23 protein-coding genes are annotated in these 25,882 nt (G+C 74.7%); 12 read left to right on the forward strand and 11 right to left on the reverse strand.

The genetic code is table 11. From position 1 onward, the window contains the following. Positions 1-5 precede the first annotated feature (5 nt). The 3 genes from ACGBYP_RS01510 to ACGBYP_RS01520 all read left to right on the forward strand — a co-directional run bounded on the left by ACGBYP_RS01510 (position 6) and on the right by ACGBYP_RS01520 (position 3,302). Positions 6-1,451 (forward strand): CCA tRNA nucleotidyltransferase, encoded by a 1,446-nt coding sequence (locus ACGBYP_RS01510; protein ID WP_411581498.1) that lies wholly within the window; start codon positions 6-8, stop codon positions 1,449-1,451. Positions 1,452-1,583: 132 nt separating this feature from the next. Beyond that, positions 1,584-2,786, forward strand: a complete 1,203-nt coding sequence (locus ACGBYP_RS01515) for a DUF222 domain-containing protein (RefSeq protein ID WP_411581499.1) — start codon at positions 1,584-1,586, stop codon at positions 2,784-2,786. Positions 2,787-2,858: 72 nt separating this feature from the next. Beyond that, positions 2,859-3,302, forward strand: a complete 444-nt coding sequence (locus ACGBYP_RS01520) for a hypothetical protein (protein WP_411581500.1) — start codon at positions 2,859-2,861, stop codon at positions 3,300-3,302. A 32-nt stretch (positions 3,303-3,334) separates the two neighbouring features. Here the strand turns inward: ACGBYP_RS01520 and ACGBYP_RS01525 are convergent, their stop codons facing one another. The 3 genes from ACGBYP_RS01525 to ACGBYP_RS01535 are packed head-to-tail and all read right to left on the reverse strand — an operon-like array spanning position 3,335 to position 6,803. Beyond that, positions 3,335-3,868 (reverse strand): HPP family protein, encoded by a 534-nt coding sequence (locus ACGBYP_RS01525; protein WP_411581501.1) that lies wholly within the window; start codon positions 3,866-3,868, stop codon positions 3,335-3,337. Beyond that, on the reverse strand, positions 3,865-4,335 hold the full coding sequence (locus tag ACGBYP_RS01530; RefSeq protein ID WP_411581502.1) for a hypothetical protein: 471 nt from the start codon (positions 4,333-4,335) through the stop codon (positions 3,865-3,867). Before ACGBYP_RS01530 ends, ACGBYP_RS01525 begins: the two co-directional genes overlap by 4 nt. 2 nt (positions 4,336-4,337) lie before the next feature. Then, positions 4,338-6,803: a molybdopterin oxidoreductase family protein gene (locus tag ACGBYP_RS01535; RefSeq protein ID WP_411581503.1), complete on the reverse strand. Its 2,466-nt coding sequence runs from the start codon at positions 6,801-6,803 to the stop codon at positions 4,338-4,340. 272 nt (positions 6,804-7,075) lie between these two features. Here ACGBYP_RS01535 and ACGBYP_RS01540 point away from each other — a divergent pair, with 272 nt between their 5' ends. The 3 genes from ACGBYP_RS01540 (at position 7,076) to ACGBYP_RS01550 (ending at position 10,979) form a co-directional block, all read left to right on the forward strand. Then, positions 7,076-8,278, forward strand: a complete 1,203-nt coding sequence (locus tag ACGBYP_RS01540; RefSeq protein WP_411581504.1) for a DUF222 domain-containing protein — start codon at positions 7,076-7,078, stop codon at positions 8,276-8,278. 168 nt (positions 8,279-8,446) lie between these two features. After that, the gene (locus ACGBYP_RS01545) at positions 8,447-8,794 is read left to right on the forward strand and encodes an STAS domain-containing protein (RefSeq protein ID WP_411581505.1); all 348 of its coding nucleotides are present in this window, start codon (positions 8,447-8,449) and stop codon (positions 8,792-8,794) included. After that, positions 8,784-10,979: a SpoIIE family protein phosphatase gene (locus ACGBYP_RS01550; protein WP_411581506.1), complete on the forward strand. Its 2,196-nt coding sequence runs from the start codon at positions 8,784-8,786 to the stop codon at positions 10,977-10,979. Before ACGBYP_RS01545 ends, ACGBYP_RS01550 begins: the two co-directional genes overlap by 11 nt. Before the next feature lie 9 nt (positions 10,980-10,988). Here ACGBYP_RS01550 and ACGBYP_RS01555 read toward each other — a convergent pair whose 3' ends face one another. After that, positions 10,989-11,768: a DeoR/GlpR family DNA-binding transcription regulator gene (locus tag ACGBYP_RS01555; protein ID WP_411581507.1), complete on the reverse strand. Its 780-nt coding sequence runs from the start codon at positions 11,766-11,768 to the stop codon at positions 10,989-10,991. 70 nt (positions 11,769-11,838) lie between these two features. Between ACGBYP_RS01555 and ACGBYP_RS01560 the strand changes: the two genes are divergently transcribed. Then, complete coding sequence (locus ACGBYP_RS01560) at positions 11,839-13,404, forward strand: MFS transporter (RefSeq protein ID WP_411581508.1); 1,566 nt, start codon at positions 11,839-11,841, stop codon at positions 13,402-13,404. Between the two features lie 5 nt (positions 13,405-13,409). Here ACGBYP_RS01560 and ACGBYP_RS01565 read toward each other — a convergent pair whose 3' ends face one another. Continuing rightward, the gene (locus tag ACGBYP_RS01565) at positions 13,410-14,105 is read right to left on the reverse strand and encodes an SDR family NAD(P)-dependent oxidoreductase (RefSeq protein ID WP_411581509.1); all 696 of its coding nucleotides are present in this window, start codon (positions 14,103-14,105) and stop codon (positions 13,410-13,412) included. A gap of 102 nt (positions 14,106-14,207) precedes the next feature. On the opposite strand from ACGBYP_RS01565, the gene ACGBYP_RS01570 reads away from it, so the two are divergent. Further along, positions 14,208-15,035, forward strand: a complete 828-nt coding sequence (locus ACGBYP_RS01570; RefSeq protein WP_411581510.1) for a helix-turn-helix transcriptional regulator — start codon at positions 14,208-14,210, stop codon at positions 15,033-15,035. On the opposite strand, the gene ACGBYP_RS01575 is transcribed toward ACGBYP_RS01570, so the two are convergent. After that, the gene (locus ACGBYP_RS01575; RefSeq protein WP_411581511.1) at positions 14,951-15,853 is read right to left on the reverse strand and encodes a helix-turn-helix domain-containing protein; all 903 of its coding nucleotides are present in this window, start codon (positions 15,851-15,853) and stop codon (positions 14,951-14,953) included. The two genes, ACGBYP_RS01570 and ACGBYP_RS01575, sit on opposite strands and share 85 nt — an antisense overlap. A 101-nt stretch (positions 15,854-15,954) precedes the next feature. Here ACGBYP_RS01575 and ACGBYP_RS01580 point away from each other — a divergent pair, with 101 nt between their 5' ends. Next, positions 15,955-16,782, forward strand: a complete 828-nt coding sequence (locus ACGBYP_RS01580; protein WP_411581512.1) for an SDR family oxidoreductase — start codon at positions 15,955-15,957, stop codon at positions 16,780-16,782. A gap of 27 nt (positions 16,783-16,809) precedes the next feature. On the opposite strand, the gene ACGBYP_RS01585 is transcribed toward ACGBYP_RS01580, so the two are convergent. Next, the gene (locus ACGBYP_RS01585) at positions 16,810-17,541 is read right to left on the reverse strand and encodes an ANTAR domain-containing protein (protein ID WP_411581513.1); all 732 of its coding nucleotides are present in this window, start codon (positions 17,539-17,541) and stop codon (positions 16,810-16,812) included. Positions 17,542-17,668: 127 nt separating this feature from the next. Then, positions 17,669-19,105 carry an MDR family MFS transporter gene (locus ACGBYP_RS01590; protein ID WP_411581514.1) on the reverse strand — a complete coding sequence of 479 codons (1,437 nt, stop codon included), beginning with the start codon at positions 19,103-19,105 and terminating at the stop codon, positions 17,669-17,671. Positions 19,106-19,190: 85 nt separating this feature from the next. Here ACGBYP_RS01590 and ACGBYP_RS01595 point away from each other — a divergent pair, with 85 nt between their 5' ends. Continuing rightward, entirely contained in the window at positions 19,191-20,267 is a 1,077-nt protein-coding gene (locus ACGBYP_RS01595; protein ID WP_411581515.1) for an NAD(P)/FAD-dependent oxidoreductase, read from the forward strand. A gap of 95 nt (positions 20,268-20,362) precedes the next feature. Next, the gene (locus ACGBYP_RS01600; protein ID WP_411581516.1) at positions 20,363-22,309 is read left to right on the forward strand and encodes a potassium transporter Kup; all 1,947 of its coding nucleotides are present in this window, start codon (positions 20,363-20,365) and stop codon (positions 22,307-22,309) included. 6 nt (positions 22,310-22,315) lie between these two features. Here ACGBYP_RS01600 and ACGBYP_RS01605 read toward each other — a convergent pair whose 3' ends face one another. Both ACGBYP_RS01605 and ACGBYP_RS01610 read right to left on the reverse strand, forming a co-directional pair. Further along, positions 22,316-22,951 carry a cytochrome b/b6 domain-containing protein gene (locus ACGBYP_RS01605; RefSeq protein ID WP_411581517.1) on the reverse strand — a complete coding sequence of 212 codons (636 nt, stop codon included), beginning with the start codon at positions 22,949-22,951 and terminating at the stop codon, positions 22,316-22,318. Next, complete coding sequence (locus tag ACGBYP_RS01610; RefSeq protein WP_411581518.1) at positions 22,935-23,663, reverse strand: molybdopterin-dependent oxidoreductase; 729 nt, start codon at positions 23,661-23,663, stop codon at positions 22,935-22,937. The genes ACGBYP_RS01605 and ACGBYP_RS01610 overlap by 17 nt, the downstream gene beginning before the upstream one ends. Positions 23,664-23,720: 57 nt before the next feature. Here ACGBYP_RS01610 and ACGBYP_RS01615 point away from each other — a divergent pair, with 57 nt between their 5' ends. Then, complete coding sequence (locus ACGBYP_RS01615; RefSeq protein WP_411581519.1) at positions 23,721-24,932, forward strand: threonine synthase; 1,212 nt, start codon at positions 23,721-23,723, stop codon at positions 24,930-24,932. Positions 24,933-24,990: 58 nt separating this feature from the next. Here the strand turns inward: ACGBYP_RS01615 and ACGBYP_RS01620 are convergent, their stop codons facing one another. Further along, the gene (locus ACGBYP_RS01620) at positions 24,991-25,827 is read right to left on the reverse strand and encodes a phytanoyl-CoA dioxygenase family protein (protein ID WP_411581520.1); all 837 of its coding nucleotides are present in this window, start codon (positions 25,825-25,827) and stop codon (positions 24,991-24,993) included. Between the last annotated feature and the right edge of the window lie 55 nt (positions 25,828-25,882).

Raw genomic sequence — 25,882 nt, forward strand, 5'->3', positions numbered from 1 at the left:
GTGCCGTGAGTGACGAGGACGCGCGGCAGGCAGCACCCGGGCTGGCGCAGCTCGGCAGCGCCGTCACCGCCGTCCTCGACGCGATCCGGTCGGCGGGTGGCCGGCCGTTCCTCGTCGGCGGGTGCGTGCGGGACGCGCTGCTGACACCGGGACGCCGTCCCGCGGACGTCGACGTCGAGGTGTTCGGGCTCGACCTCGACCAGGTGGCCGCGGCCCTGGCCCGGGTCGGGCGGGTCGACGAGGTCGGTCGCGCGTTCGCCGTCCTCAAGGTGCGCCGGGACGGCGAGGACCTCGACGTCTCCGTGCCGCGGGTCGTCCCCTCGTCCGGGAGGGCGCCGGTCGCCGATCCGGGGGCGTCGCTGTCCGAGGCGGCGCACCGCCGCGACTTCACCGTCAACGCGCTGATGTACGACCCGGCGACCGAGGAGGTCGTCGACGTCGTCGGCGGCCTGTCAGACCTGCGGGACGGCGTCCTGCGGCACACCAGCCCGGCCTTCGCCGAGGACCCGCTGCGGGTGCTGCGCGGCGCCCAGTTCGCCGCGCGCTTCGGGTTCCGGCTGGCGCCGGAGACGGCGGAGCTGTGCCGCGACCTGCTGCCCGCCTACGACGGACTGCCCCGCGAGCGCGTGTGGGGTGAGTGGCGCAAGATCGCGGAGAAGGGGCGCCACCTCACCGCGGCGCTGGCGGTGCTGACCGAGTCGGGGTGGCTGGCCACCGTGCCGCAGCTGGCCCGGCTGTCCGGGCTGCCGCAGGACCCGCGCTGGCACCCCGAGGGCGACGTCCTGACGCACTCGGGCCTGGCGGGCGACGCCGCGGCAGCGCTGGCGGACGACGCGGGGCTGACCGGCGACGACCGCAGCGTCGTCGTCCTCGGGGCGCTGCTGCACGACCTGGGCAAGGCCCGCTACACGCAGCACCGGGCCGACGGGCGGATCACCTCGCACGGCCACGCCGAGGGCGGGGTGGCGCCGGTCGAGGAGCTGCTGACCTCGATCGGGGCGCCGGCCGCGCTGATCGCCCGGATCACGCCGATCGTGCGCGAGCACATGACGGCGATCACCACGGGCGGCCGGCCCAGCGCCGCCGCCGTCCACCGGCTCGCCCGCCGCCTGGAGCCCGCCTCGATCAGCGAGTGGTCGCTCGTCTGCGGCGCCGACCACGCCGGTCGCGGCGTGGGTTCCGGCCCCAACCCGACGACGTCCTGGCTGGAGGTGGCCGCGTCCGCGGAGGTGCACCAGCGTCCGGGGCGCCCCCTGCTGCGCGGGAGCGACCTGATCGCCCGCGGCATCGCGCCGGGACGCCAGTTCGGCCCGGTCATGCGCGCGGCCATCGCGGCCCAGGACGACGGCGAGTTCGCCGACCACGCCGGCGCAGTGGCCTGGTTGGCCGGACTGGACGCCGACGGACGGCTGGCGCGGCTCCTGGCCGAGGGTCAGCAGTCGGCCCGCTGAGGCCGACGCGTGAGCTCCTGTCAAGGGCCCAAAGGATCTGTGGACAGGCGTCTGAGCTGGGCTTTCGCCTTGCCTGGACGTCTCGCCGTCGATAGCATTCGTACACCAGTTCGAATGCGTCGGGAGGTGTCCGTGAGCGAGATCCGGTCGGCTCTCGACGCGCTCGCGGCCGAGGACCTGCACGCGCTCACGAACGCGCAGACGCTGGAGCGGACGGCGTCGCTGGTGCAGATGGCCAACCGGGTGGCGGCCGAGCTGACGCGCACGGTGCGGCACGGGGAGCTGACCCAGGCTGCTGAGCACGACGGCATGCGCACCATGCGGTCGTGGCTGATCGGGCACGCGCGGCTGGCGCCCCGGGACGCATCCACGATCGTGCGAGCCGGTCGGGCACTGGAGCACTTCCCGGCACTGGCAGCCGGGTTCGCGGACGGCGAGGTGACCGCTGCGCAGGTGGACGTCGTCGCCACGAAGGTCGCGCCGGCCGACGTCGCCCGGGCCGAGGAGCAGGGCGTCGACGTCGGGGCCTTCGACCGCGACTGGGCCACCATCGCGGCCGCCGCCTCGCACGACGTGCTCAAGGCCGCGGTCGAGTTGTTCGAGGTCGCGCTCGACCCGGACGGTCCTGAGCCCGACCCCACCGAGGGGCGGCGGCTGACCATGGCCAAGCACGCCGACGGCACCGTCACCGGCCGCTTCGACCTCGATGCGGTCGCCGGGGAGAAGGTGCAGGCGGCGATCGAGTCGATCGTGCAGGCCGACCGGCCGAAGGGCGACGAGCGCACCCGCGCCGAGCAGAACGCCGATGCCCTCGTGCAGCTGTGCGACAACCAGCTCGCCGCAGGCGGCCTCCCGACGCTGCGCACGGTCAAGCCGCACGTCGTCGTGACCATCGACCTCGACGACCTGGTCGACCCCGCCACCGGCGCGGGCGCCGCCGACATGGGCTTCGGGGCCACCATCTCCGCCGCCCGGGCCCGCTACCTGGCCTGCGACGGCAGCATCTCCCGGATGGTGATGGGCCCCGACGGCGTGCCGCTCGACCTGGGCCGCGACCACCGGGTGGTCACCCCTGGCCTGCGGAAGGCGGTCGAGCGGCGGGACCGGAGCTGCGTCTTCGCCGGTTGCGAGGCGCCGAGCCACTGGTGCGACGTCCACCACCTGGTCCACTGGGTGCACGGCGGCGAGACGAACCTCGGCAACTCCGCGCTGCTGTGCGAGCGGCACCACACGAAGGTGCACCACGGGTTCCGAGTCGAGAGACCACCGGACGGGCGATGGCGCACCTACCGGCCCGACGGCACCGAGATCCTCCTCGGCCCGCTGTTGCGCTGATCTCCCCGGGCAGTGCGCGCCGTTCCGGCCGGAACGGTCTCGCTGTGGTCGGCGGCTGCCGATGGTCCCGTCATGCGCAAGACCCTCGTCATGACCATCGCGGCGACCGCCGCGCTCACCACTGCCTGCTCCGGCTCCGGCGACGACACCACCGCCGCTCCGGCGACGGTGACCCAGACGGTGGCCGTTCCGGCTCCGGCGACGTCTGCGGCCCAGCCCTCGCCGGCGCCCGTCGCTGTCGAGGTGACCAGCGCGGCACCCAGCTCGGCGGCGGTCGTCGTCGACTTCGCCATGCCGGACATGGTCGGCACCAACCTGCAGGTCGCCCAGAACACGATGCAGACGAACAACGTCTTCTACTCCGTCTCCCACGATCTCCTGGGCACGCGCAACCAGGTCATGGACGGCAACTGGCAGGTCTGCGACCAGAACGTCCCCGCCGGTCAGCGGGTCACCGGAGACGTCGAGGGAGCCATCGACTTCGGCGTCGTGAAGCTCGAGGAGACCTGCCCGTAGCGGCCTCCGCGCCCCCGACCCGGACGGTCCCGTCAGGCGCCGTCCGGCCGGGGGGCCGACGACCACACCGGCATCCGGGCGCCGGTGGCCCGGTTGTAGGCCCACACCACCGCGGTCACCACGCACACCGACGCCAGCGCCACCACGAGCGCCGACGGCGCCGTCAGCAGGCCGAGGCTGACGATCAGGGTCGTCGCGCCGGCGGGTGGGTGCGGCCGGTCGATGAGCACCAGCACGCCCGCGGTCAGCGCGAGAGACAGCGCCGCGGCGCCGATGCGCGGCCAGGTGGCGCCCTCGGCCAGCACCGTCCCCGCGCCGGTGAGTCGGAAGGCGACCAGCGACAGGTAGCCCGCGGCCAGCGCCACCGCGTGCCCGATCACGGTGTTGCGCGGGCTCGAGGACGGCGCCGTCGGCTGCTCGGTCTGCAGCACCGCGGTGGGCCCGAGGCTCGGGAACAGCCACGCCTGCCCGGTCAGCAGCGCGACCGCCCCGGCAGCCACCATCGCCAGCGCGCAGCCGGCGAACGCGTGTAGCGCCGCCGTCCGCGAGCCTCCCGGCCGGGTCACCCGATGGCCTGCGGCGCGGACCCGATGATCAGCGCCTGCGGCGCGATGCTCTTCAGCTGGCTCTGCACCCACTTTGTCTGCCCGGTGGTCTGCGCCTTGCAGCGCTGCGCGAGGGCGAGCAGGTCGGCGTCCCGGAGGCCCTGCGCCGTCTGGCTGACCACCAGCCACGTCGAGTCGACGAAGGACGCCAGCGTGTAGAGGTCCTGCAGGTCGCGCAGCAGCCCGAGCTCGCCCTCCCGCACGTGCGGGACGCCGGGGACGTCGAGCCGCTCCACGTCGCCGCCGGGGCCGTACCGGTCGCACGCCGGCGCCAGGTCGGCGACGTGCTCGGCGCACTGGCCGCTGAGCAGCCGGCAGATGAAGTAGATGCCGGCATCCCGCGAGTGGCCCTGGCCGACGGTGTCGAACGCGGCGCCCAGGGTCTCCTCGCTGCGCGACAGCAGGCCGAGGTAGGTGGCGATCTGCACGGTCACTCCCCACCCAGCGTCGGCGGCACGTGGGCGTCGACCTGCTCGTCGACGCCGGCCTCGGGGCCGCCCACCGTCGCCGGCACCTCGATGCCGGCGGCCGGGGCGGACGCCGTCGTCGTCGGGGCGGGGGAGGGGCCGGTGCCCGCGGACACCCGGGTCACCCGCACCGAGGCGTTCTTCACCTGCGGTTGCCGGGACACCGGGTCCCAGGAGGTGAGCGTCAGCTCGTTCGCCGCTCGCGCCCGGCCGTCGGGTCCGGAGCGGTCGGAGTCCCAGTAGCCGAAGTGGAAGGGCACGAAGACGACGCCGGTGCGGCCCTGCCCGATCCGGGCGGGCACCTCGATCGCGCCGCGCCGGGACTCCACCCGCACCAGGTCGCCCTCGGCGATGCCCAGGTCGCCGGCGTCGGCCACCGACAGCTCCACCCACGCCTCCGGCGCCGCCTTGCGCAGCTGCTCAGCCCGGGCGGTCTTCGTGCGGGTGTGGAAGTGGTAGACCGTGCGGCCGGTGGTCAGCCGCAGCGGGTACTCGTCGTCCGGCTCCTCGTGCGCCGGAACGTACGGCGCCCCCTTGAGCATCGCCCGGCCGGCCGGGTTCATCGCCCGGTGCTCCTGCTCGCTCACCGAGGCACCGGTGAGGAGGTCCTGCCCGTACGTCTCGGCGTAGTCGGTCTCGGTCGGGAAGACGCCGTCCTCGTACAGCCGCTGCGTGCCGTCGGGGTGCTCGTCGTTCACCGGCCACGGGATGCCGCTGCCGCCGCGCAGCCGGTCGTAGCTGAGCCCGGTGTAGTCGCACGGCCGGCCGCGGGTGCACTCCTTCCAGGCCTCGAACGCCTCCTCCGGGTGCGTCCAGGTGAGCAGCGGGCCGCCGTCCCGGTTCGTGAAGCCCATCCGGCGCGCGTAGTCGAGGAAGATGTCGAAGTCAGGCTTGGCCTCGCCCGGCGGCTCGACCGCCTTGTCGCAGATGTGCACCGTGCGGTTGACGTTGGTCATCGTGCCGGTCTTCTCACCCCACCCGGCCGCCGGCAGGACGACGTCCGCGAGCCGGGCCGTCTCGGTGAGGAACACGTCCTGGACGACGACGAACGTCTGCTCACCGGCCAGCGCGCGGCGGATGCGGGCCGAGTCGGGCATGGACACCGCGGGGTTGGTACCGGAGATCCAGAAGAACTCGATCGAGCCCTCCTCGACGTAGCGGAACAGCTGCGAGGCGTGCGTCGGCGGCGCCCAGTGCGGGATCGTCTCGGCCTCGACGTTCCACAGCTGCGCGAGCTGTTCGATGTGCGCCGGATTACCCCAGTTGCGGAAGGCCGACATGTCGCCGTCCGCGCCGGTCTCGCGGGTGTTCTGCGCGGTGGGCTGGCCGTTCATCTGCAGGATGCCCGCACCCGGGCGGCCGAGCATGCCGCGCAGCAGGTGCAGGTTGTTGACCTGGCAGGCGGCGGCGGTGGCCTGGTTGGACTGGTAGAAGCCCTGCAGCACGGTCGACAGCACGCGGTGGGTGGTGCCGAACACCTCGGCCGCGCGCTCGAGGTCGGCGGGGGAGACGTCGCAGATGTCGCCGGCGTGCTGCGGGGTGTACGGCTCCACGATCTGCGCCAGCTCGTCGAACATGATCGTGTGCGCGGCGACGTACTCCTCGTCGACCCAGCCGCGGTGGATCACCTCGCGGACCAGCGCGTTCATCGCCGCCTGGTTGGTGCCCGGCCGCACGGCCAGGTGGACGTCGGCCTCGCGGGCGACCGGGGTCAGCCGCGGGTCCATGCAGACGATGGCAGGTCGGTCCGGGCCGTGCAGGCGGTCGAGCACCCGCATCCACAGCACCGTCTGCGTCTCGGCCATGTTGTGGCCGTACAAGAAGATGGCCTCGGTGGATTCGATGTCGGCGTAGCTGCCGGGCTGGCCGTCGCTGCCGAAGGTCTCCTTCAGGGCCGCTCCGGCCGTCGCGGTGCACAGCCGGGTGTTGCCGTCCATGTGCGGGGTGCCGACGCCGGCCTTCCCGAGGACGGCGAGGGCGTAGTACTCCTCGGTGAACAGCTGACCGGTCGTGTAGAAGCCGTGCGACAGTGGCCCCTTCTCCTGCAGCAACCGTTTCGACGTCTCCACGATGCGGCCCATCGCGGTGTCCCAGTCGGTCTCCACCAGCTGGCCGTTCTCGCGGACGAGGGGGCGGGTCAGGCGGTCGCCGGACCGGCTCCAGTTCCAGCTGCCGTAGAGGCCCTTGGGGCCCAGCCGGCCGTGGTTGACCAGGTCGACGCCACGGCCACGGACGCCGACCATCTCGCCGTCCTTGACGGCGATGTCGACGGCGCAGCCGTTGCTGCACAGCACGCAGCCGGCCTGCACCCAGTGGTCGACGTCGTCGGTGCCGACGGCGGGGTCGAGGTGGGTGTCGATCCGCACCGGCCAAGGGGTGTCGATGGCGTGCGGGGTGCGCGTGCCCCAGATGTCCGCGATGCGGTCCATGACCAGCCTCTGCTGCCGTGCGGGCCCCGCCTGCTCAGGGCGTGGCCTGCCTGCCCGTCAGGTGGCGCAGTGAAACCGGTTGCGGGCGGCCGGCCGACGCGGAACGGGGTGCTGTGGACGTCCGGTCATCCGGCTCGGTGGCGTCGTCGGCCCGTCGATGTCAAGACCCGTTCGACATCTGTGGACAAGCCGCTGACCTGCGAATTCAGGTGGTCCGGGCCGGGGTCGAGCGGTATCCTCCGTACAGGTGTTCGAACGCGTCGGGAGGTGTCGTGAGCGAGTTGCAGTCGGCTCTGGACGCGCTCGCGGCCGAGGACCTCCATGCGTTCACGAACGGTCAGACCCTCGAACGGACGGCGTCGCTGGTGCAGCTGGCCAACCGGGTGGCGGCCGAGCTCACCCGCACGGTGCGGCACGGCGAGCTGACCCAGGCTGCCGAGCGCGACGGGCTGCGCACGATGCGCTCGTGGCTGATCGGGCACGCCCGGCTGGCGCCGAAGGACGCGTCGATGATCGTGCGCTCGGCGCGCCGGCTGGAGCACGTCCCGGCCGTCGCCGCCGGGTTCGCCGAGGGCGAGGTCAACGCCGCGCAGGTCGACCTGGTGGTCGGCGCGGTCGGCCCGACCGAGCTGGTCCGGGCCGCCGAGCAGGGCGTCGACCTGGCGGCCTTCGACCGCGACTGGGCGACGATCGCGGCGGGGGCGCCGCACGACGTGCTCAAGGTGGCGGTGCGGGCGTTCGAGGACGCCCTCGACCCGGACGGCGCGGAGCCGGACCCCACTGAGGGGCGCCGGCTGTCGATCGCGAAGCACGCCGACGGCAGCGTCACCGGCCGCTTCGACCTCGACGCCGTCGGCGGGGAGAAGGTGCAGGCCGCGATCGAGTCGATCGTGCAGGCCGCCCGCCCCCAGGGCGACGAGCGGACGCGTGCGCAGCAGAACGCCGACGCGCTCGTGCAGCTCTGCGACAACCAACTTGCCGCAGGCGGCCTGCCGCTGCTCCGCACGGTGAAGCCGCACGTCGTGGTGACCATCGACCTCGACGACCTGGTCGACCCCGCCGACGGCCCGGGAGCCGCCGACCTGGGCTTCGGTGCGGTCGTCTCCGCCGCCCGGGCCCGCTACCTCGCTTGCGACGGCAGCATCTCCCGCATCGTGATGGGGCCTGGCGGCGTCCCACTCGACCTGGGCCGCGACCACCGCGTGGTCACCCCCGGGCTGCGCAAGGCGGTCGAACGCCGGGACGGGAGCTGCGTCTTCGCCGGGTGTGAGGCCCCGACGCACTGGTGCGACGTCCACCACCTGGTCCACTGGGCGCACGGCGGCGAGACGAGCCTCGAGAACTCGGCGCTGCTGTGCGAACGGCACCACACGAAGGTCCACCACGGGTTCACCGTCGAACGAGATCCCGGCGGGCGATGGCGCACCCACCGGCCCGACGGTACCGAGATCCTGCTCGGCCCCCTGCTGCACTGACCGCCGCACCCGGCCCCGGCGTGCGCGCGCGACAGGCCGCGAGGCTCCCTGCCGGTGCTGAGCCTTGCTACCTTCTCCGGGTCGTGATCACAGCCGCTGCGGCTGTCGCGGCGAGACGAGCGTCGAGGGTGTCCAGCGGTCCGCGCACCCACCAAGGGGGAGCCGGACATGGAGTTCTCGATCGAGGTGCTGGCCCCACCGGGGCGCGGACCGGTGATGCGCGTGCACGGCGAGCTCGACACGGAGAACGCCCCGCAGCTGGGGCACTGCGTCGAGCGGCAGCTGGCCCTCTCGCCGGCGACGCTGGTCATCGACCTCACCGGGACCACGTACCTGGACTCCCGCGGCGCCCGCGAGCTCGCCCTCGCCGGACGGCGCGCCACCGCGGCGGGCACCGCGCTGACCGTCGTCTGCCCCCGCGAGAACCGGCGGCTGTGGCGGGTGTTCGACCTGCTGGGCCTCGACAGCGCCGTCACCATCACCGACGGGCAGGACGGACGCACCGGTGGCGAATGAGCTGACCGAGCAGGCCCTGCTCGCCTGCGCCGACGAGCCGATCGCCGTGCCGGGCGCGATCCAGCCGCACGGCGCGCTGCTCGCGGTCACCGAGCCCGACCTGCAGGTCGTCGTCTCCTCCGCCGGCGCCGCCGGGCTGCTCGGCACCGACCCCGCCGGCCGGACGCTCGCCGACCTGCTGGACCCTGCCGACCTCGCCCGCCTGCGCGCCGGCCTGGCCGGCGACCTCGCCGAGGTCAACCCGCTGCGCGTCCACCTCGGCGGCGGGGACGTCGACCTGGTGCTGCACCGCGCCGACGGGCTGCTGCTCACCGAGTGGGAGCCGGTCAACGGTGCGCAGGAGGCCGGGGTCGCCTGGCACCGGCGGCTGCCCGCGGTGCTGCAGCGGCTGTCGGCCGCCGCGACGCTGGAGCAGCTGACCGAGGTCCTGGCCGACGACGTCCGGGCGCTCACCGGCTTCGACCGGGTGATGGTCTACCGCTTCGACGCCGACTGGAACGGCGAGGTGCTCGCCGAGAGCCGCCGCGCCGACCTCGAGCCGTTCCTCGGGCTGCACTACCCGGCCAGCGACATCCCGGCCCAGGCCCGCGCCCTGTACGAGAAGAACTGGCTGCGGCTCATCCCCGACGCCCGGTACCGCCCCGACCCGCTGCTGCCGGCCGCCACCCCGACGACCGGGCGACCGCTCGACCTGTCGGGGTCGGTGCTGCGCAGCGTCTCGCCGATGCACCTCGAGTACCTGGCCAACATGGGCGTGGTCGCCTCGATGTCGGTCTCGCTGCTCGACCGCGGGAGGCTGTGGGGGCTCATCGCCTGCCACCACTACAGCGGCCCGCACCGCCCCTCCTACACCGACCGCACCGCCGCGGAGTTCCTCGGCCGGACGGCGTCCCTGCTGCTGCCCACCACGGTCGGCGCCGGTGACGCCGAGCGCCGGGTGAGCGTGGCCCAGCGGCAGGCCGAGCTGGTCGCCGCGCTGGGGCGCTCGCCGCGTGACCCGGCCGCCGCGCTCACCAGCGGGCCGGTCACCGCGCTGGACCTGCTGCCCGCCGCCGGCGCCGCGGTGCGCGTGCAGGGCCGGCTGCACCTGCTCGGCGAGACCCCGCCGGCCGACCGGGTCGTGCCGCTCGTCGAGCAGCTGCTCGCCGCGCAGGTGCCGGCCACCGACGTCGTCTCCCGGGTGGTGCCCGGCGCCGCCGACCTCACCGACTCCGCCAGCGGCGCCGTCGCGGTCGCGGTCGCCGGCAGCCCCGGCGACTTCCTGGCCTGGTTCCGCCCCGAGACGCTGCGGGAGGTGACCTGGGGCGGTGACCCGCACACCGCCAAGGTCACCGACGGCGCCGCCGGCCCGCGGCTGAGCCCGCGGCGGTCGTTCGCCCGGTGGAGCGAGACCGTGCGCGGCACCTCCCGGCCGTGGCGCGAGCACGAGGTGGCCGCCGCCCGCACGCTCGCCGCGACCGTGGGCGACACCGTGCTGCACCGCGTCGAGCGCGACAGCCGGCTGGCCGCGGTGCTGCAGCGCGCGCTGCTGCTCGAGGAGCTGCCCAAGGTCCCCGGGCTCGGCCTGGCCGCCAGCTACACGCCCAGCGAGCAGGACGTCGTCGGCGGCGACTGGTACGACCTGGTCCTGCTGCCCGGTGGCGCGGTGGCGGTCGTGCTGGGCGACGTTGCCGGCCACGGGCTGGGCGCCGCCGCCGTCACCGCCCAGCTGCGGCACGCGCTGCGCGCCCACCTGCTCCGCGACCTGGGACCGGCGGCGGCGCTGAACGGGCTCAACCAGCTGGTCGCCGCGCTGCTGCCCGGCGAGATGGCGACCGCGGTGATCGCCGAGGTCGACCCGGCCACCGGGCGGGTCACCGTGGCCAACGCCGGGCACCTGCCGCTGCTGCACGTCACGCCGGCGGGCGCGGTGCACCCCGAGGTCCCCCGCGGGCCGGCGCTCGGGCTGCTCGACACCTCCGACTACCGCCAGACCGAGCTGCAGCTGGCCGCCCAGGACTGCCTGCTGCTCTACAGCGACGGCCTCGTCGAGCAGCGCGACTCCGACCTGCCCGACCGGCTCGCCGCGCTGCGCGAGGCCGCCGCCGGCGACGCCGACCCGCGGGCGCTGGTCGACCGGGTGCTCGCCGCGCTCGCGCCCACCACCGGCGACGACGTCACCCTGCTCGGCGTCCGGCGCGGCTGAGCTCCCCGGTCAGGAGACCGCGGCGTCCTGCTCGTCGGCTGCGGCGAGCAGCACCTCGACGCCCTGCGCGCGCCAGCGCGCGGTGTCGGGCCCGTCCTCGGTGACGAGGAGGTCGATCCCGGACGGCGGCAGCACCAGGTGCGGGGCGACGCTGTCGTGCTTGCTGCTGTCGGCCAGCACCGCGGTGCGCCGGGCCGCCCGCGCCATGGCGGTCTTGACGTCAGCGTCGTCGGCGCTGACCGAGGTGGCGCCGGCCTCGGGGTCCAGCGCGCACGCCCCGAGGAACGCCCAGTCGGCGCGGTGCCGGGCGAGGGCCGCGACGGTGGCCGAGCCGCTGAAGTAGCGCGAGTGCCGGCTCCACTGCCCGCCGGCCACGGTGAGGTCGACCTCGGGGTCGGCCTCCAGCAGCAGCGCGACGTCGAGCGAGGTGGTGACCACCGACAGCGGGCGCACGGTCAGCGCCCGGGCGAAGGCGAGCACGGTCGACCCGGCGTCCAGGACGAGCGTGTCGCCGGGCTGCACCAGGTCCGCGGTGGCCGCGGTCGTGGCGATGGCGTCCTTCGCGGCGGCGGAGACGTCCGCACGGTCGGCCCAGGCCATCCGGGCGGGGTCCAGCAGCACCGCGCCGCCGTGGGTCTTCTGCAGGTGCCCGGCGTTCGACAGGACGCGCAGGTCGCGGCGGACGCTGTCCTCCGACACCGCGAGCAGTGCGGCCAGCTCACCGACCTGCACCCGGCCGTTGCGGTGCAGCTCGTCGAGGATCCGCGCCTGGCGTTCCCGCGCGAACATGCACGCTCCGTTCTGACGTCTGCTGAGTCTTGCTTGACTGTGCTGGAGTCTGCCCGATTCACTGCCGCTCATGCAAGGACCAGCAGGATCTGTCGTCCGGACCACCTCGCCGGTCACGCTCGCCGTCGCCGGCGTCGTGGGCTTCCTCGTGCTGGGCGCGCTGGCCAGCGTCCTGGGGCCGACGCTGCCGCGGCTGCGCGCGGAGCACGGGCTCGGCCCGGCCGCGGCCTCCTGGCTGCCGGCCGCGTTCTCGGCCGGGTCGGCGCTGGGCGTGGGCCTGGCCGGCGTCCTGCGGGGCCGGTGGGCGCTGGCGCCGCTGCTCACCGGCGGCGCGCTCACCCTGGGCGCCGGCTGCGCGGCCGTGCCGCTCGCGCCCGGTGGGGGAGCGGTGGCCGGGGCGCTGCTGCTGGCCGGCGTCGGGTTCGGCGTGGTCGACCTGCTGCTCAACCTCACCCTGGCGCGGTCGTTCGGCGCCGGCAGTGGCGCGGTGCTGATGGCGGTCAGCGCCGCCTTCGGCGTCAGCGCCGTCCTCACCCCGGTGTTCGTGGGGGCGGCGCCCGAGGACCTCGTCGCGCCGTTCGGCGTCTGTGCGGTCGGCGCCGTCGCGCTCGCCGTCCTCGCCGCCCGGCTGCGCACGGCCGGGCGACCGGCGCCGGCGGGGGGAGCAGCCCGTCGGCACCCGGCCGGGGAGGCCGTGGTGGTCGGTCTGCTGGCCGCGGTGCTGCTCGGCTACGTCGCGGTGGAGGGCGGCGTCGCCGGGTGGGAGACCACCCACCTGCTGGCGACCACCGACCTCACCGACGGTCAGGCGGCCCGGGCCGTCGCGCTCTTCTGGCTGGGCCTCACGGTGGGCCGGCTGCTCGCCGCACCGCTCGCGCTGCGCCACCACCCCAGCCGGCTGGTGGTCGGCTCGCTCGTCGGCGCCGGCCTGGCGCTGGCCCTGGCCTCCTCCGCCCCGCTCGCGGTGGCGGCCTACGCGCTGGCCGGGCTGTGCCTCGCCCCGGTCTTCCCGGCGGTCATCGCCTGGCACGCCGACCGGGTGCCCAGCGGGCGGGGCGCCACCCTCGTGTTCGCGGTCGGGCTGGCCGGTCCGCTCGTCACCTCCCCGGTCATCGGCGCGGTCGCCGAGGGCGCCGGCGCCGCCACCATCCCGTGGGTGCTCGCCGCGCTGGCGCTGGCCGCGGCCGGTGGCGCCCTCGTCCTGGTCGGGCGCCGCAGCCCTCGGACGCCGGGCCCGGCCGGGGTGCAGGTGATCCTGCGGGACCCGGCCGGGCACGTGCTCCTGCAACTGCGGGACGACGACCCCGCCATCCCCTTCCCGGGCGTGTGGGCACTGCCCGGCGGGCACCTGGAGGACGGCGAGCTGCCGGTGGCGTGCGCCGTCCGGGAGCTCCGCGAGGAGATGGGGCTCGAGCTGCCGGCGAGCGCGCTGCACCACGTCGTGTCGCGGGAGCGGTCCTACGACTACGAGCACACCTGGTGGGCGGCTCTCGACGTCGACCCGGCGACGATCGTGCTCACCGAGGGGCAGGCCGTACGCCTGTTCTCACCCGCCGAGATCAGCGGCATGACCCTGGGCTACGAGGACGGTGCGGTGCTCGCCGGGTTCTTCGCCGAGCACGCGGACCGCCCCTGACGGCGTCACCAGCCCACGGCGCCGTGCCGGTCGGTGAACGTGCCGGTCGGGCCGTCGGCGCCGATGGTGGCCATCGCCACGATCGCGTCGGTCCCCTCGGTGACCGTCTGCGGGCCGGAGTGGCCGTTGAGGTCGGTCGCCGTGTAGCCGGGGTCGACCGTGTTGACCCGCAGCTCGGGCAGGAACTGGGCGTACACCGAGGTCAGCATGTTCACCGCCGCCTTGCTGGCCGAGTAGCCCAACGTGGGCAGCGAGTGCTCGATCCGCGTCTCGTCGCCGCGCACGGTGAAGGAGCCCAGCCCGCTGGTCACGTTGACGACCACCGGCGCCGCCGACTCGCGCAGCAGCGGCAGGAACGCGTGCGTCGTCCGGACGATGCCGACCGTGTTGGTGTCCAGGACCGCCAGCACCGCCGGGCCGTCGAGCTCGTCGACGCCGGCGAACGGACCGGAGATGCCGGCGTTGTTGACCAGCACGTCCAGCCCGCCGAAGCGCTCGCGGACCGTCTCGGCGGCCGCGGCCACCGACGCGTCGGAGGTCACGTCGACCTCCACCCACTCCACGCCGAGCTCCTCGGCCGCCTGCTGCCCGCGCTGCGGGTCGCGGGCGCCGATGACCACCCGGTGCCCGTGCTCCTTCAGTCGCCGGGCCGTCTCGTAGCCCAGGCTCTTGTTGCCGCCGGTGATCAGTGTCGTCGTCATGGCGAGAACGGTGCGCCCGTCCGGGTGGGGTCAGGTAGGCGCGTCCGACCGTATGACTGCCGGTACCACCCAGGCGGCCGACGCTGGACGACGATGGGCGGCATGGCGGATCGAGGCGACTTCGCGGCGCTGCTGCGCGCATGGCGGGAACGGCTGCAACCGGCCGCGGTGGGCTTCCCGGCGGGCAACCGTCGCACCAGCGGGCTGCGCCGCGAGGAGGTCGCGCTGCTGGCCGGCGTCTCGGTCGACTACCTGGTGCGGCTGGAGCAGGGCCGCGCCGACCGGCCCTCGGTGCAGGTCGTCGCCTCGCTGGCCCGGGTGCTGCAGCTGTCCGACCTCGAGCGCGACCAGCTGCACCTGGCCGCCGGCCTGCCGGCCCCGCTGCCCACCGCCGTCCCGACGCACATCCCGGCCAGCGTGCAGCGGCTGCTCGCCCGCCTCCCGGACGTCGCCGTCGGCGTGTGGACGGCGCACTGGACGCTGCTGACCGCCAACGCGGCCTGGCGCTCGCTGCTGGGGGAGATCAGCCCCGGCACCAACCTGGTCGTCGCGCACTTCGCCGGCCGCGAGCCGGAGGTCGTGTGGGCCGACGGCGACCGCGAGCGGCACGAGCGGGCGCTGGTCTCCGACCTGCGGACCGCCCTCATCCGCTACCCCGACGACCCGTCGGTGCGGGCGGTGCTCGCCCGGTGCCAGTCCTTCGACCGCTTCCGGCAGCTGTGGGACGAGGGCACCGTCGTCGAGCACCGGTTCCAGTCCAAGACGTTCGTGCACCCGCTCGTCGGGCAGCTGACGCTGGACTGCGACGTCTTCACCGCGATCGGCACCGACCTGCGGATCGTCGCCTACACGGCCGAGCCGGGCACCGAGGACGCGTCCCGGTTCGACCTGGTCCGCACGCTCGGCACGGTCGAGGTCGCGCCCGGCTGACCCGGGGTCAGCGCGGACAGCAGGCGGAGCGCCTCGGCGGAGCGCGAGCCAGGGGCGGCCTGGTAGACGACCAGCACCTGGTCCTCGGCGTCGGCGACGGTGAACTTGTCGTAGCGCAGCTCGAGGTCGCCGACCTGCGGGTGCGCCAGCCGGTACACCCCGCCGCCGGGGTGGCGGCGCACGTCGTGCCGCGCCCAGAGCCGGCGGAACAGCTCACTGCGCACCGAGAGCCCACCGACCAGCTCGGCCAGGTGCGGGTCGTCGACGTCCGGGCCGGCCGCGCTGCGCAGGACGGCGACCAGCTCGGCCGCTGTCGCCTCCTGCTCGGGGCCCGGTGAGACGAGGCCGGGCTCGAGCAGGACGGCGCGCAGCAGGTTGGTGCCCGGCCGGAACAGCGGCGACAGGGCCACCGCCAGCGGGTTGGCGGCCAGCACGTCGAGGTGGCGGCCCTGCACGAAGGCCGGCGTCCGGTCCCAGGCGGTGAGCAGCTGCGCCACGCTGGGCCGGACGCGCTCGGTGCGGCGGGACGTGCGCCGGCGGCGGGGTGCGGGGTCGGCGAGGTCGTGCAGGTGGCTGGTCGAGGCGGCGTCCAGGCCGAGGGCGCGGGCGACCGCGTCCAGCACCTGCGCCGAGGGGTGGCGGTCCCGGCCCTGCTCGAGCCGGGTGTAGTACTCGGTGCTGATCCCGGCCAGCATCGCCAGCTCGTCCCGGCGCAGCCCGGCCACCCGGCGGGCGCCGGTCACGGTGATCCCGACGTCCTCCGGGCGCACCTGCTCGCGCCGGGCGCGCAGGTACTCGCCGACCAGGTTCTCCGTCATGACCCGACCGTAGGGCCGCGCGCGCCGTCGTACCTGGCCCCGCCGGCACCCCCCTCGGCAGGGACCTGGCTGGCGGCGCGCGCCGGACCGAGGCTCGGCCCATGACACGCACCTGGCTCATCACCGGGGTGGGCAGCGGCTTCGGCCGCAGGCTCACCGAGCAGCTGCTGGCCCGCGGCGACCGGGTCGCCGGCACCGTCCGGCGACCCGACGCGGTCGCCGACCTCCGCGAGGTCCACGGCGGCACCTTCTCCGTCCACGTCCTCGACCTCACCGACACCGACCGCATCCGCGGGGTGGTCGACGAGGCCGCGGCCCGCTGGGGCCGGCTCGACGTCGTCGTCAGCAACGCCGGCTACGGGCTGTTCGGCGCCGCCGAGGAGCTCACCGACGCGCAGGTGACCCACCAGCTCGACACCAACCTGCTCGGCTCGGTCCAGCTCGTGCGCGCCGCGCTGCCGCACCTGCGGGCCGCCGGTGGCGGGCGGGTGCTCCAGCTGTCGTCCTCGGCCGGGCAGGCCGCGTGGCCCGGCTCGTCGCTCTACAACGCCACCAAGTGGGGCGTCGAGGGCTTCTGCGAGGCCCTCGCCGCCGAGGTCGCGCCGTTCGGGATCGGCGTCACCATCGTCGAGCCCGGTGGCGCCCGCACCGACTTCGGCCACGGCGGGCTGCGGTTCGCCGAGCCGCTGGCCGCCTACGACGTCTCGCCGGCCGCCGCGGTGCGGGCCTTCCGGGACGGCGGCCCGCCCGGGGTGGTCGGTGACCCCGGGCGGATGGCCGCCGCGATGATCGCCAGCGTCGACCAGAGCCCCGCGCCGCTGCGGCTGGTCCTGGGCAGTGACGCGTGGACGGCGATCACCGGGTCACTGGAGGCCCGGCTCGCGGACGTGCGGCGGCAGCGGGACACCGCGCCGGCCACCGACGGCTGAGCTCCGGGAGCTCCCCGCCGCCCGGGGTCAGCGCGCGGGCGGCGGGGGGAGCTCGCCGGTGCGCACCAGGTGCTCGGCGATCGTGCGGAGCTTGGTGTTGGTGCGGCTGGACAGGTCGGTGAGCAGCTGGAAGGCCTGGTCGGCGGTGAGCTTGTGCCGCTCGATGAGGATCCCCTTGGCCTGGTCGATGACCGCCCGGGACTCCAGCGCGACCTGCAGGTTCGCGGCCATCGACTGCGCCGACTGGTAGTCGCGCATGTTGCCGACCGCGACCGCCGCGTACGGCCCGAAGCGAACGGCGGCGGCCCGGGTCTCCTCCGTGAAGGCGTCGGGCTCGCGGGCGTAGATGTTGAGGGCGCCGGAGACGTCGTCGTCGATGCGCAGCGGCACCGACAGCGAGCTGCGGTTGCCGTGCGCGGCCGCCCGGCGCACGTAGTCGGGCCACCGCGTCTCGGTCCGGGTGTCGGTGATCTCCGTCAGCTCCCGGGTGGCGGCCGCGTGCAGGCAGGGCCCCTGGTGGTCGGCGTACTGCACCTCGTCGAGGTCCAGGGCGAGCTGGCCGGTGGACACGACCGTGACCGGACGCCGGCGGTCCTGCATGAAGATCGAGGCCTCGGCGTCGCCGGGCATGACCGACGTGCACAGCTCGGCGACCGCCTGCAGCAGGGACTCCATCGAGTGCTCGCGCAGCGAGATGCTGCCGAGCTCCTCGAGGGCGCGGACGGCGTCGGCGTGCGGGGGTGTGTCGGGACGCGACATGGCTCAGCTCCGGTCGGGTGCACCGGGGTGGCGACCACGGCGAGAGCTCCACGCTGGAACCCCACGTACACGCGCCGTCTGTGTGACACGCCGAGCACCCTGAGCCTAGGCCACCGGGCCGCCCAGGTCAGGGCGCAGTGGGGCGGTCACCGCGCGGCATGAACAGCACGGCGACCAGCAGCAGCACCGCGGTGCCCGCCGTGGCGAGGAAGACGTGGTGCACGGCGCCGGTCAGCGCCCCGGCGTCCACCCCCGCCCCCTCCAGCGACGACGCCCCGATCGTCGCGTTGACGACCGCGCCGAACACGGCCACGCCCAGCGCGCTGCCCATCGAGCGGAAGAACATGTTGGTGCCGGTGACCACCCCGCGCCGCTGCCAGCCGACGGCGGTCTGCGCGGCGATCAGCGTGGGGGCGGCGGTGATGCCCATGCCGAGCCCGATGCCGAAGCAGGTCGCCCCCACCTGGGCCACGCTCGAGGTCTCGTCCAGGAGCAGCAGCAGCGACGTCGCCCCGACCACCACCACCGAGCCCAGCAGCGCCGTCGCCCGGAAGCCGAACCGCAGGTACAGCTTCCCGGCCTGCGAGGCCGAGACCGGCCAGCCGAGGGTGAGCGCGGCCAGCGCGAAGCCGGCGACCAGCGGGCCGGTGCCGAGCACCTCCTGCACGTAGGTGGGCACGTAGGAGGTGAGCCCGAGCAGGACGGCGCCGACGCAGGCGGAGACCAGGCTGGTGGTGAGGACCAGCCGGTCGCCCAGCAGCGCCAGCGGGACGACGGGGTCGGCAGCGCGCCGCTCGACGAACACGAACACCGCCAGCAGCAGCACACCGGCGCCCAGGACGCCGATGCTCCGCGGGTCGGTCCAGACCCAGGCCTGCCCGCCCTCGAGCAGCCCGAGGACCAGCAGGGTCAGCCCCGCGGTGAGCACCGCGGCGCCCAGGTGGTCGATCTGCGGGCGGCTGCGGGTCACGGTCTCGTCGAACCGCCGCCAGATCATCCCGGCGGCCAGCACGCACAGCGGGACGTTGACGAAGAAGATCCACCGCCAGCTGACGTACTCGCTGAACACCCCGCCCAGTGTCGGCCCGACCACCGAGCTGACCGCCCACACACCGGCCAGGTAGCCCTGCACCTTGGCGCGCTCGGACAGCGAGTAGAGGTCGCCGACGATCGTCATGGCCATCGGCTGGACCGCGCCGGCGCCGATGCCCTGGACGGCGCGGAAGGCGATCAGCGCGCCCATGCTCCAGGCGAAGCCGCACAGCACCGAGCCGAGCAGGAACAGCCCGATGCCGAACAGCATCACCGGCTTGCGGCCGAAGACGTCGGCGAGCTTGCCGTAGACCGGGACGGTGACCGCCTGGGCCAGCAGGTAGATGGAGAACAGCCACGGGAACTGCGCGAAACCGCCGACGTCGTCGACGATCGAGGGGACCGCGGTCGCGATGATGGTGGAGTCGATCGCCACCAGGGCGGTGGAGAGCATGACGCCGATGAGCACCGGCCCCCGCTCGGACCGGAAGCCGACTCCCGCTGACGCCGTCTCCGTGGTCACGGGGTACATCGTCCTCGCTCCGCGCGCACGGTGCTGAGGACAACGAACGACCTTGCTCACAGCGGGGGGCGCCGGGGGTGGCAGCCTGGAGGGCATGAGCCAGGTGGTCGTCGTCGGTGGGGGAGTGCTCGGGGTCTCGGCCGCCGCGCACCTGGCGCAGCGGGGAGCGCGGGTCACGCTGCTGACCGAGGCGGGCCTGGCCAGCGAGGCGTCGGGGCGGTCGCTGTCGTGGCTGAACTCCGCCGGCGACTTCCCGCCCGCGTACCACCGGCTGCGCCTGCTCGGCCTGGACCGGTACCGCGCGCTCGGCACGCACGTCTCCTTCCGCGGCGGGCTGCGCTGGGGCGACGGCGTCCGGGCCTCGTACGAGCACCAGTCGGCGATCGGCTACCCGGCGCGGTGGCTGACCCGGGACGACGTCGCCGCGCGGGTGCCCGGGGTCGACCCGGCCGCCGTCCCGGAGGAGGGCGCGCTGTTCAACCCGGACGAGGGCTGGGTCGACCTGCCGGCGCTGGTCGACCGGCTGGCCCGCGACCTGGTCGCCGCCGGGGGCGAGGTGCGCACGGGGGTGGGCCGCTGCGCACCGGTGATGACCGGCGGCCGGGTGACCGGTGTCCGCGCCGGGGACGGCGCGGTCGTGGGTGCCGACGCCGTGGTGCTGGCCACCGGCGCCGGTGTGCCGGGCGCGCTGGCCGGGCTCGGCGTGCACCTCCCCGACGCCACCTCCGACGCCCTGCTGGTGCGCACTGCACCGGTCGACACCCCGCTCGCGGCCGTGCTCAACACCCCGCGCGTGGCGCTGCGGCCAGCACCGGGAGGGGCGCTGGTGATGGACGCGGGCTGGTCGGAGGCCGAGGTCGTCCGCCGGGACGACGGCGGCTTCGACGTCCACGACTCCACCGTCGCGGGGTTGCTGCAGGAGGCGGCGGCGGTGCTCGCCGGCCGGCCGGAGCTCACCGTGGAGTCGTACGGCGTGGGGCGCAAGCCGATCCCGGGCGACGGGCACCCGGTGCTCGGGCCGGTGCCCGGGGTCGGCGGGCTGCACGTCGCCTTCACCCACAGCGGGGCGACGCTCGGGCTCATCGCCGGGGAGCTGCTCGCCGGTGAGGTCCTCGGCGAGGGGCCGAGCCCGCTGCTGGCGGCGTTCCGGCTCGAGCGGTTCGCGGCGTAGCGGCCGGCCCGCTCCCGGACCTGGTGACCCACCTCGCGCAGCGGGGTGTGGCGGACGCGACGACACTGGCTCGTCGTGCAGCCCAGGGGTGTCCGATGAACGAGTCCGTGCTGACGCCGGACGTCGAGGGTGGCGCCGCGTCCCGCGCACCGAGGGGGACGCACGCTCGCAAGGGGCTGGTGCTCGCCGCGCTCGGCATCGTCTTCGGCGACATCGGGACCAGCCCGCTCTACGCCCTGCAGACCGTGTTCGCCATCGACGACGGCGCCGTCCGGCCGACCCCGGACGACGTCTACGGCGTCATCTCGCTGATGTTCTGGTCCATCACGCTGATCGTCTCGGTCAAGTACATCGGCGTCGTCATGCGGGCCGACAACGAGGGCGAGGGCGGCGTGATGGCCCTCGCCGCCCTCGCCCGGCGGCTCCATGCCGAGCGCGGCCGGCCCACCACCTGGCTGCTGCTGGTCGGCGTGGTCGGGGTGGCGCTGTTCTACGGCGACTCCCTCATCACCCCGGCGATCAGCGTGCTGTCGGCGGTCGAGGGCCTCGAGGTCGCCGCACCGGCGCTGAGCCACGTCGTCCTGCCGATCGCCGCGGTGATCCTCACGCTGCTGTTCGCCGCCCAGCGCTTCGGCACCGGCCGGGTGGGCCGGCTCTTCGGCCCGGTCACCGCCGCCTGGCTCGCCGCCCTCGCGCTCGGCGGGCTGGGCCAGGTCGTGCAGCACCTCGAGGTGCTGCAGGGTCTCTCGCCCACCTGGGCGGTGCTCTTCGTGGTCGACCACCCGGGCATCGCCTTCGTCGCCATCGGCGCCGTCGTCCTGGTCATCACCGGGGCGGAGGCGCTGTACGCCGACATGGGCCACTTCGGCCGCCGGCCGATCCTGCGGGCCTGGTTCTTCTTCGTCTTCCCGGCGCTGGTGCTCAACTACCTGGGCCAGGCGGCGCTGGTGCTGCACGTGCCGGGCGCGGCCGACAGCCCGTTCTTCCTGCTCTACCCGCACTGGGCGCGCATCCCGATGGTCGTGCTGGCCACCGCGGCCACCGTCATCGCCAGCCAGGCCGTCATCTCCGGGGCCTTCTCGCTGTCCCGCCAGGCAATGCAGCTCGGCCTGCTCCCGCCGCTCACGGTCCGGCAGACCTCGGAGGAGGAGAGCGGGCAGATCTACCTGCCCGGGGTCAACGCGATGCTCTTCGTCGGCGTCCTCGTGCTGATGCTCGGCTTCGGCTCCTCCGAGCGGCTCGCCACCGCCTACGGCGTCTCGGTCACCGGCGCGCTCGTCGTCGACACCGTGCTGCTGCTGCTCGTCGCCCGGGTGCTGTGGCACTGGCAGCCGTGGAAGCTCGCGCTGGCCGCGGTCGGGTTCGGCGGCGTGGAGCTGGTGTTCCTCGCCGGCAACCTGTCCAAGGTGTTCAGCGGCGGGTGGCTGCCGCTGCTCATCGCCGCCGTGGTGTTCACCGTCATGACCACCTGGCGCCGGGGCCGCGAGATCGTCAGCGCCAACCGCCGGCGGATGGAGGGCTCGATGGTCGACTTCGTCGTCGAGGCCCGCCGGCACCACGGGGCCCGGGTCCGCGGGGTCGCCGTCTTCCCGCACCCGAGCAAGGAGACCGCCCCGCTGGCGCTGCGGGCCAACACCCAGCACAACCACGTGCTGCACGAGACCGTGATCATCGTGTCGATGGCCTCGGCCAGCGTGCCGCACGTGCCGCCGTCGGAACGGCTGACCGTCGACGACCTGGGCTACGCCGACGACGGGATCCAGCACCTGTCGGTGCGGCTGGGCTTCGCCGACGAGCCCGACCTCCCCGCCGCGCTCCGCCAGGCGCAGCGCGAGCACCTGCTCAAGCCCGACCCGGTCGACCTGGACGAGGCCTCCTACTTCCTGTCCCGCGGGTCGATCCGGCGCACCGCGGCGCCGGGCATGGCCCCCTGGCGCAAGGTCCTCTTCGTCGCCCTCGCCAAGGGCGCGGCCAACCCGGCGGCCTACTTCTGCCTGCCGCCGGACAGCACCGTGACCATGGGCAGCGACGTCGAGGTCTGAGCCCGGTCAGCGGCGGGCGGGCGGCTCCGCGGGGCCGGCGAGCTCGGCGGCCCAGGCGGCGTGCTCGTGCCGCGCCCACCACAGCGGGACGGTGCCGGTGCGCATGCCGCGCATCGCCGTGGGGTCGCGCAGCGCGTGGTACAGGTGGCCGACCACCAGCAGCCCGAACGCCAGCGCCGTCCAGTCGTGCACGAGGGTCGCCCCGGTCCGCCAGGCCAGCGGCGTGAGGTCGGTGAGGTACATGACCGCGCCGGTCGTCAGCAGGACGGCGCCCGCCCCGGCGCTGAGCGAGCCGTTGAGCTTCTGGCCGGCGTTGAACTTGCCGACCGCAATGGTGCCGTCACGCCGGGTCCGCGACCGCAGCCACTGCCAGTCGCGGGCGGTGAAGCGGTCGAGCTCGGCGACGTCGGCGCGGACGCTGCGGAACGCCAACCCGGCCAGCACGGGCACGGGGAGGGCGAAGCCGGTCCAGACGTGCACCGCCTCGACGACCGGCCGGTGCCCGACCAGCACCTGCAGCTCACTGTTGTAGAGCACCGCCGCGGTGGCGATCAGCACCAGCACCAGGACGCCGGCCAGACCGTGCACCCAGCGCACCGCCGGCGCGAAGCGGAACAGCGGTGCGTCAGGCGGTCGGGTCATCGTCGCGCCCGTTCGTGGTGCCGACCCAGCCGTCGAGGTCGTAGCCGCGCGCCTCCCAGTAGCCGGGCCGCACCTCGGCGGTGAGCTCGATGCGGTCCAGCCACTTGATGCTCTTGTAGCCGTACATGGGCGCGGCGTAGAGCCGCACCGGGCCGCCGTGGTCGTGGGTGACCGGGGAGCCGAGCATCCGCAGCGCGACCAGGACGTCGGGGCGGCGGGCCTGCTCGAGGGTGAGGCTCTCGGTGTACTCGCCGTCGGAGGAGGTCAGCCGCACCGCGGTCGCCCCGCCCGTGGGGCCGGCCAGGTCGAGCAGGTGCGACAGCGGCACCCCGACCCACGGCACCGCGCGCACCCGCCAGCCGGTGACGCACTGGAAGTCGCGCACCAGCTCGGTCTGCGGCATCGCCTGCAACGCCGCCAGCGTGTGCTCGGCGGACCGCTCGACCAGCCCGGACACCGCCAGCCGGTAGGCGTCGGGTGTCACCTCGGGCACGGCGCCGGTGACCGAGTAGAAGCGGAAGCCCTCGCCGGCGGGCAGGGAGGCGATCAGCCCGGTCGGGTCGCGCATCTGCAGCTCGGCCACCAGCGGGGTCAGCCGCTCCTGCAGCGCCGCCCCGCCGACGACTCCGACCGCGCCCAGGCCCAGCAGCCCGAGGAACACCCGCCGGCCGACCGGCGCGCCTTCTGGACGGCGGCCGGCGGGGAGGGTCATGCCGCCGAGTATCGGCGTCCTGGCCGGGGAGCGGGGGCCGGTGGGCAGACTGGGCCGGTGACGTTCTCCTCCCTCTCGCACCTGGAGTGCTCGCGCGACGGGTCGCGGCACGACGCGGACGTCGTCCAGGGCACCTCGCCGCTGGGCGCCCCGCTGCTGGCGCGCTACGACCTGGCGCAGGTCGCCGACACCGTGACGCCGGCGCAGATCGCGGCCCGCCCGCCGACGCTGTGGCGGTACCACGAGCTGCTGCCGGTGCGGGACCCCGCGCACGTGGTGACCCTGGGCGAGGGCCTGACGCCGCTGCTGGACCTGCCCACCCACGGCGCCCGGCTGGGCGTGCCGCGGCTGCGGATGAAGGACGAGGGCCTGGTACCCACCGGTGCGTTCAAGGCGCGCGGCGCGGCGGTCGGCGTCTCCCGCGCGAAGGAGCTCGGCGTGCGGGGCATCGCCATGCCCACCAACGGCAACGCGGGTGCGGCGTGGGCGGCCTACGCGGCGCGGGCCGGGATGGACGCGCTGATCGCCATGCCGGTCGACGCCCCGGAGATCACCCGCCGGGAGTGCGTCGTCACCGGCGCCGAGCTGTACCTGGTCGACGGGCTCATCGGCGACGCCGGCGCGCTGGTCAAGGCCGCGGTCGCCCGCCGCACCGGCTACCAGGACACCGCCACCCTGCGCGAGCCGTACCGCATCGAGGGCAAGAAGACGATGGGCTACGAGATCGCCGAGCAGCTGGGCTGGCGCTGCCCCGACGTCATCCTCTACCCGACCGGCGGCGGGGTCGGGATCATCGCCATCCACAAGGCGCTGCTGGAGCTGCAGGAGCTGGGCTGGATCACCGGCGACCTGCCGCGGCTGGTCGCCGTCCAGGCCGCCGGGTGCGCGCCGATCGTCGACGCGTTCGACGCCGGGCTGACCGAGAGCACCCCGCCGGCCGACCCGTACACGGTGGCCTTCGGCATCACCGTGCCCAAGGCGCTCGGCGACTTCCTGGTGCTGGACGCGGTGCGCTCCACCGGCGGGACGGCGATCGCGGTGACCGACGAGCAGCTGCTCGCCGCCCAGGTCGCGCTGGCCCAGGACGAGGGCACCTGGGTGTGCCCCGAGGGCGCGGCCTGCTTCGCCGCCGTCGGGCAGCTGCGGGAGTCCGGCTGGCTCGACGGCACCGAGGACGTCGTCGTGCTGAACACCGGCACCGGGCTGCTCTACCCCGACACCGTCCCGGTGGACGTCCCGACGCTGGCGAAGGACGGCGTCATCCCGTGAACGCGCGACGCGCGCCCGCCCCGGGGAGGGGCGGGCGCGCGTCGGGGTGCGGGGGAGGTCAGGCCTCGCCCATCACCAGGCCCTCGATGTCGTGCTTCTGCGTGATCGGGGTCAGCTCGTCGACCACCGGGCACTTCAGGTGGGCGCGCACCGACTCCGGCAGCGTCTCCCAGAAGCCCTTGGTGACGGCCAGGTCGTGCAGGGCCCCGTGGCCGGCGCCGGGGGCGTCGACGCCGAGCACCAGCACCGGGCGGGACTTCGCCGACTGGTTGGCCGTGCCCCGGTGGATGGTGAGCGCGGAGCGGATCGAGATGTCGCCGCGCTTGGGGTACTTGCGCACCGCCCGCTCCTCGTACCGCGACCAGAGGTCCTTCGGCGGGAACATGTCGTGCTTGAACGACGGGTCGTGGTCGAACTGGGTGCCCGGGGCGACCTCGAACGGGCCCATGTCCTCGGCGGTGTCGACCGCGGTGGCGTTGATGGCCAGCGAGTTCAGCTTCTTGTCCCGGTAGGTGAGCTCGGGGCTGGGGAAGTCGCGGTGCCAGGGCTGGTTCATCGCACCCTCGAACGGGATGTCGAAGCCGATCTCGACGATCTCGTAGTCGGGGCCGAGGACGGCCTCGCAGACGCCGGTGACGGCGGGGTGGGTGACCAGCTCGAGGAACCCGCTGATCTGCTCCGGGTGCACCTCGACGTACCAGCGGTTGGGGCCGCGGCCGATGGCGCCGTTCTCGCGGGAGCGGGCCTCCTCGAAGGCGACCTGGATGTCGCGGTTGAGCTGGTCGGCCCATCCGGTCGAGAAGGCGCCGGGGACGCCGACGATGCCGTCGGTGTAGATGCGGTCGCGCATGGCCTGGACGTCGGTGTCCGTGATGGCCGGGGTCGTGGTCGTCATCGTGTTCTCCCTCGCAGTGGGTGAACTCAGTTTGCAACGTTGCATGCCACGATGC

Origin of the sequence: Modestobacter sp. SSW1-42, from assembly GCF_046635825.1 — a bacterium.
GTDB lineage: Bacteria > Actinomycetota > Actinomycetes > Mycobacteriales > Geodermatophilaceae > Modestobacter.

What these genes read in the sequence shown, in the direction of transcription:
- ACGBYP_RS01520 (WP_411581500.1), top strand. Translation starts at nt 2,859, where the DNA reads ATGCGCAAGACCCTCGTCATGACCATCGCGGCGACCGCCGCGCTCACC.
- ACGBYP_RS01535 (WP_411581503.1), bottom strand. Translation starts at nt 6,803, where the DNA reads ATGGACCGCATCGCGGACATCTGGGGCACGCGCACCCCGCACGCCATC.
- ACGBYP_RS01545 (WP_411581505.1), top strand. Translation starts at nt 8,447, where the DNA reads ATGGAGTTCTCGATCGAGGTGCTGGCCCCACCGGGGCGCGGACCGGTG.
- ACGBYP_RS01555 (WP_411581507.1), bottom strand. Translation starts at nt 11,768, where the DNA reads ATGTTCGCGCGGGAACGCCAGGCGCGGATCCTCGACGAGCTGCACCGC.
- ACGBYP_RS01560 (WP_411581508.1), top strand. Translation starts at nt 11,839, where the DNA reads ATGCAAGGACCAGCAGGATCTGTCGTCCGGACCACCTCGCCGGTCACG.
- ACGBYP_RS01565 (WP_411581509.1), bottom strand. Translation starts at nt 14,105, where the DNA reads ATGACGACGACACTGATCACCGGCGGCAACAAGAGCCTGGGCTACGAG.
- ACGBYP_RS01570 (WP_411581510.1), top strand. Translation starts at nt 14,208, where the DNA reads ATGGCGGATCGAGGCGACTTCGCGGCGCTGCTGCGCGCATGGCGGGAA.
- ACGBYP_RS01575 (WP_411581511.1), bottom strand. Translation starts at nt 15,853, where the DNA reads ATGACGGAGAACCTGGTCGGCGAGTACCTGCGCGCCCGGCGCGAGCAG.
- ACGBYP_RS01580 (WP_411581512.1), top strand. Translation starts at nt 15,955, where the DNA reads ATGACACGCACCTGGCTCATCACCGGGGTGGGCAGCGGCTTCGGCCGC.
- ACGBYP_RS01585 (WP_411581513.1), bottom strand. Translation starts at nt 17,541, where the DNA reads ATGTCGCGTCCCGACACACCCCCGCACGCCGACGCCGTCCGCGCCCTC.
- ACGBYP_RS01590 (WP_411581514.1), bottom strand. Translation starts at nt 19,105, where the DNA reads ATGTACCCCGTGACCACGGAGACGGCGTCAGCGGGAGTCGGCTTCCGG.
- ACGBYP_RS01595 (WP_411581515.1), top strand. Translation starts at nt 19,191, where the DNA reads ATGAGCCAGGTGGTCGTCGTCGGTGGGGGAGTGCTCGGGGTCTCGGCC.
- ACGBYP_RS01600 (WP_411581516.1), top strand. Translation starts at nt 20,363, where the DNA reads ATGAACGAGTCCGTGCTGACGCCGGACGTCGAGGGTGGCGCCGCGTCC.
- ACGBYP_RS01605 (WP_411581517.1), bottom strand. Translation starts at nt 22,951, where the DNA reads ATGACCCGACCGCCTGACGCACCGCTGTTCCGCTTCGCGCCGGCGGTG.
- ACGBYP_RS01610 (WP_411581518.1), bottom strand. Translation starts at nt 23,663, where the DNA reads ATGACCCTCCCCGCCGGCCGCCGTCCAGAAGGCGCGCCGGTCGGCCGG.
- ACGBYP_RS01620 (WP_411581520.1), bottom strand. Translation starts at nt 25,827, where the DNA reads ATGACGACCACGACCCCGGCCATCACGGACACCGACGTCCAGGCCATG.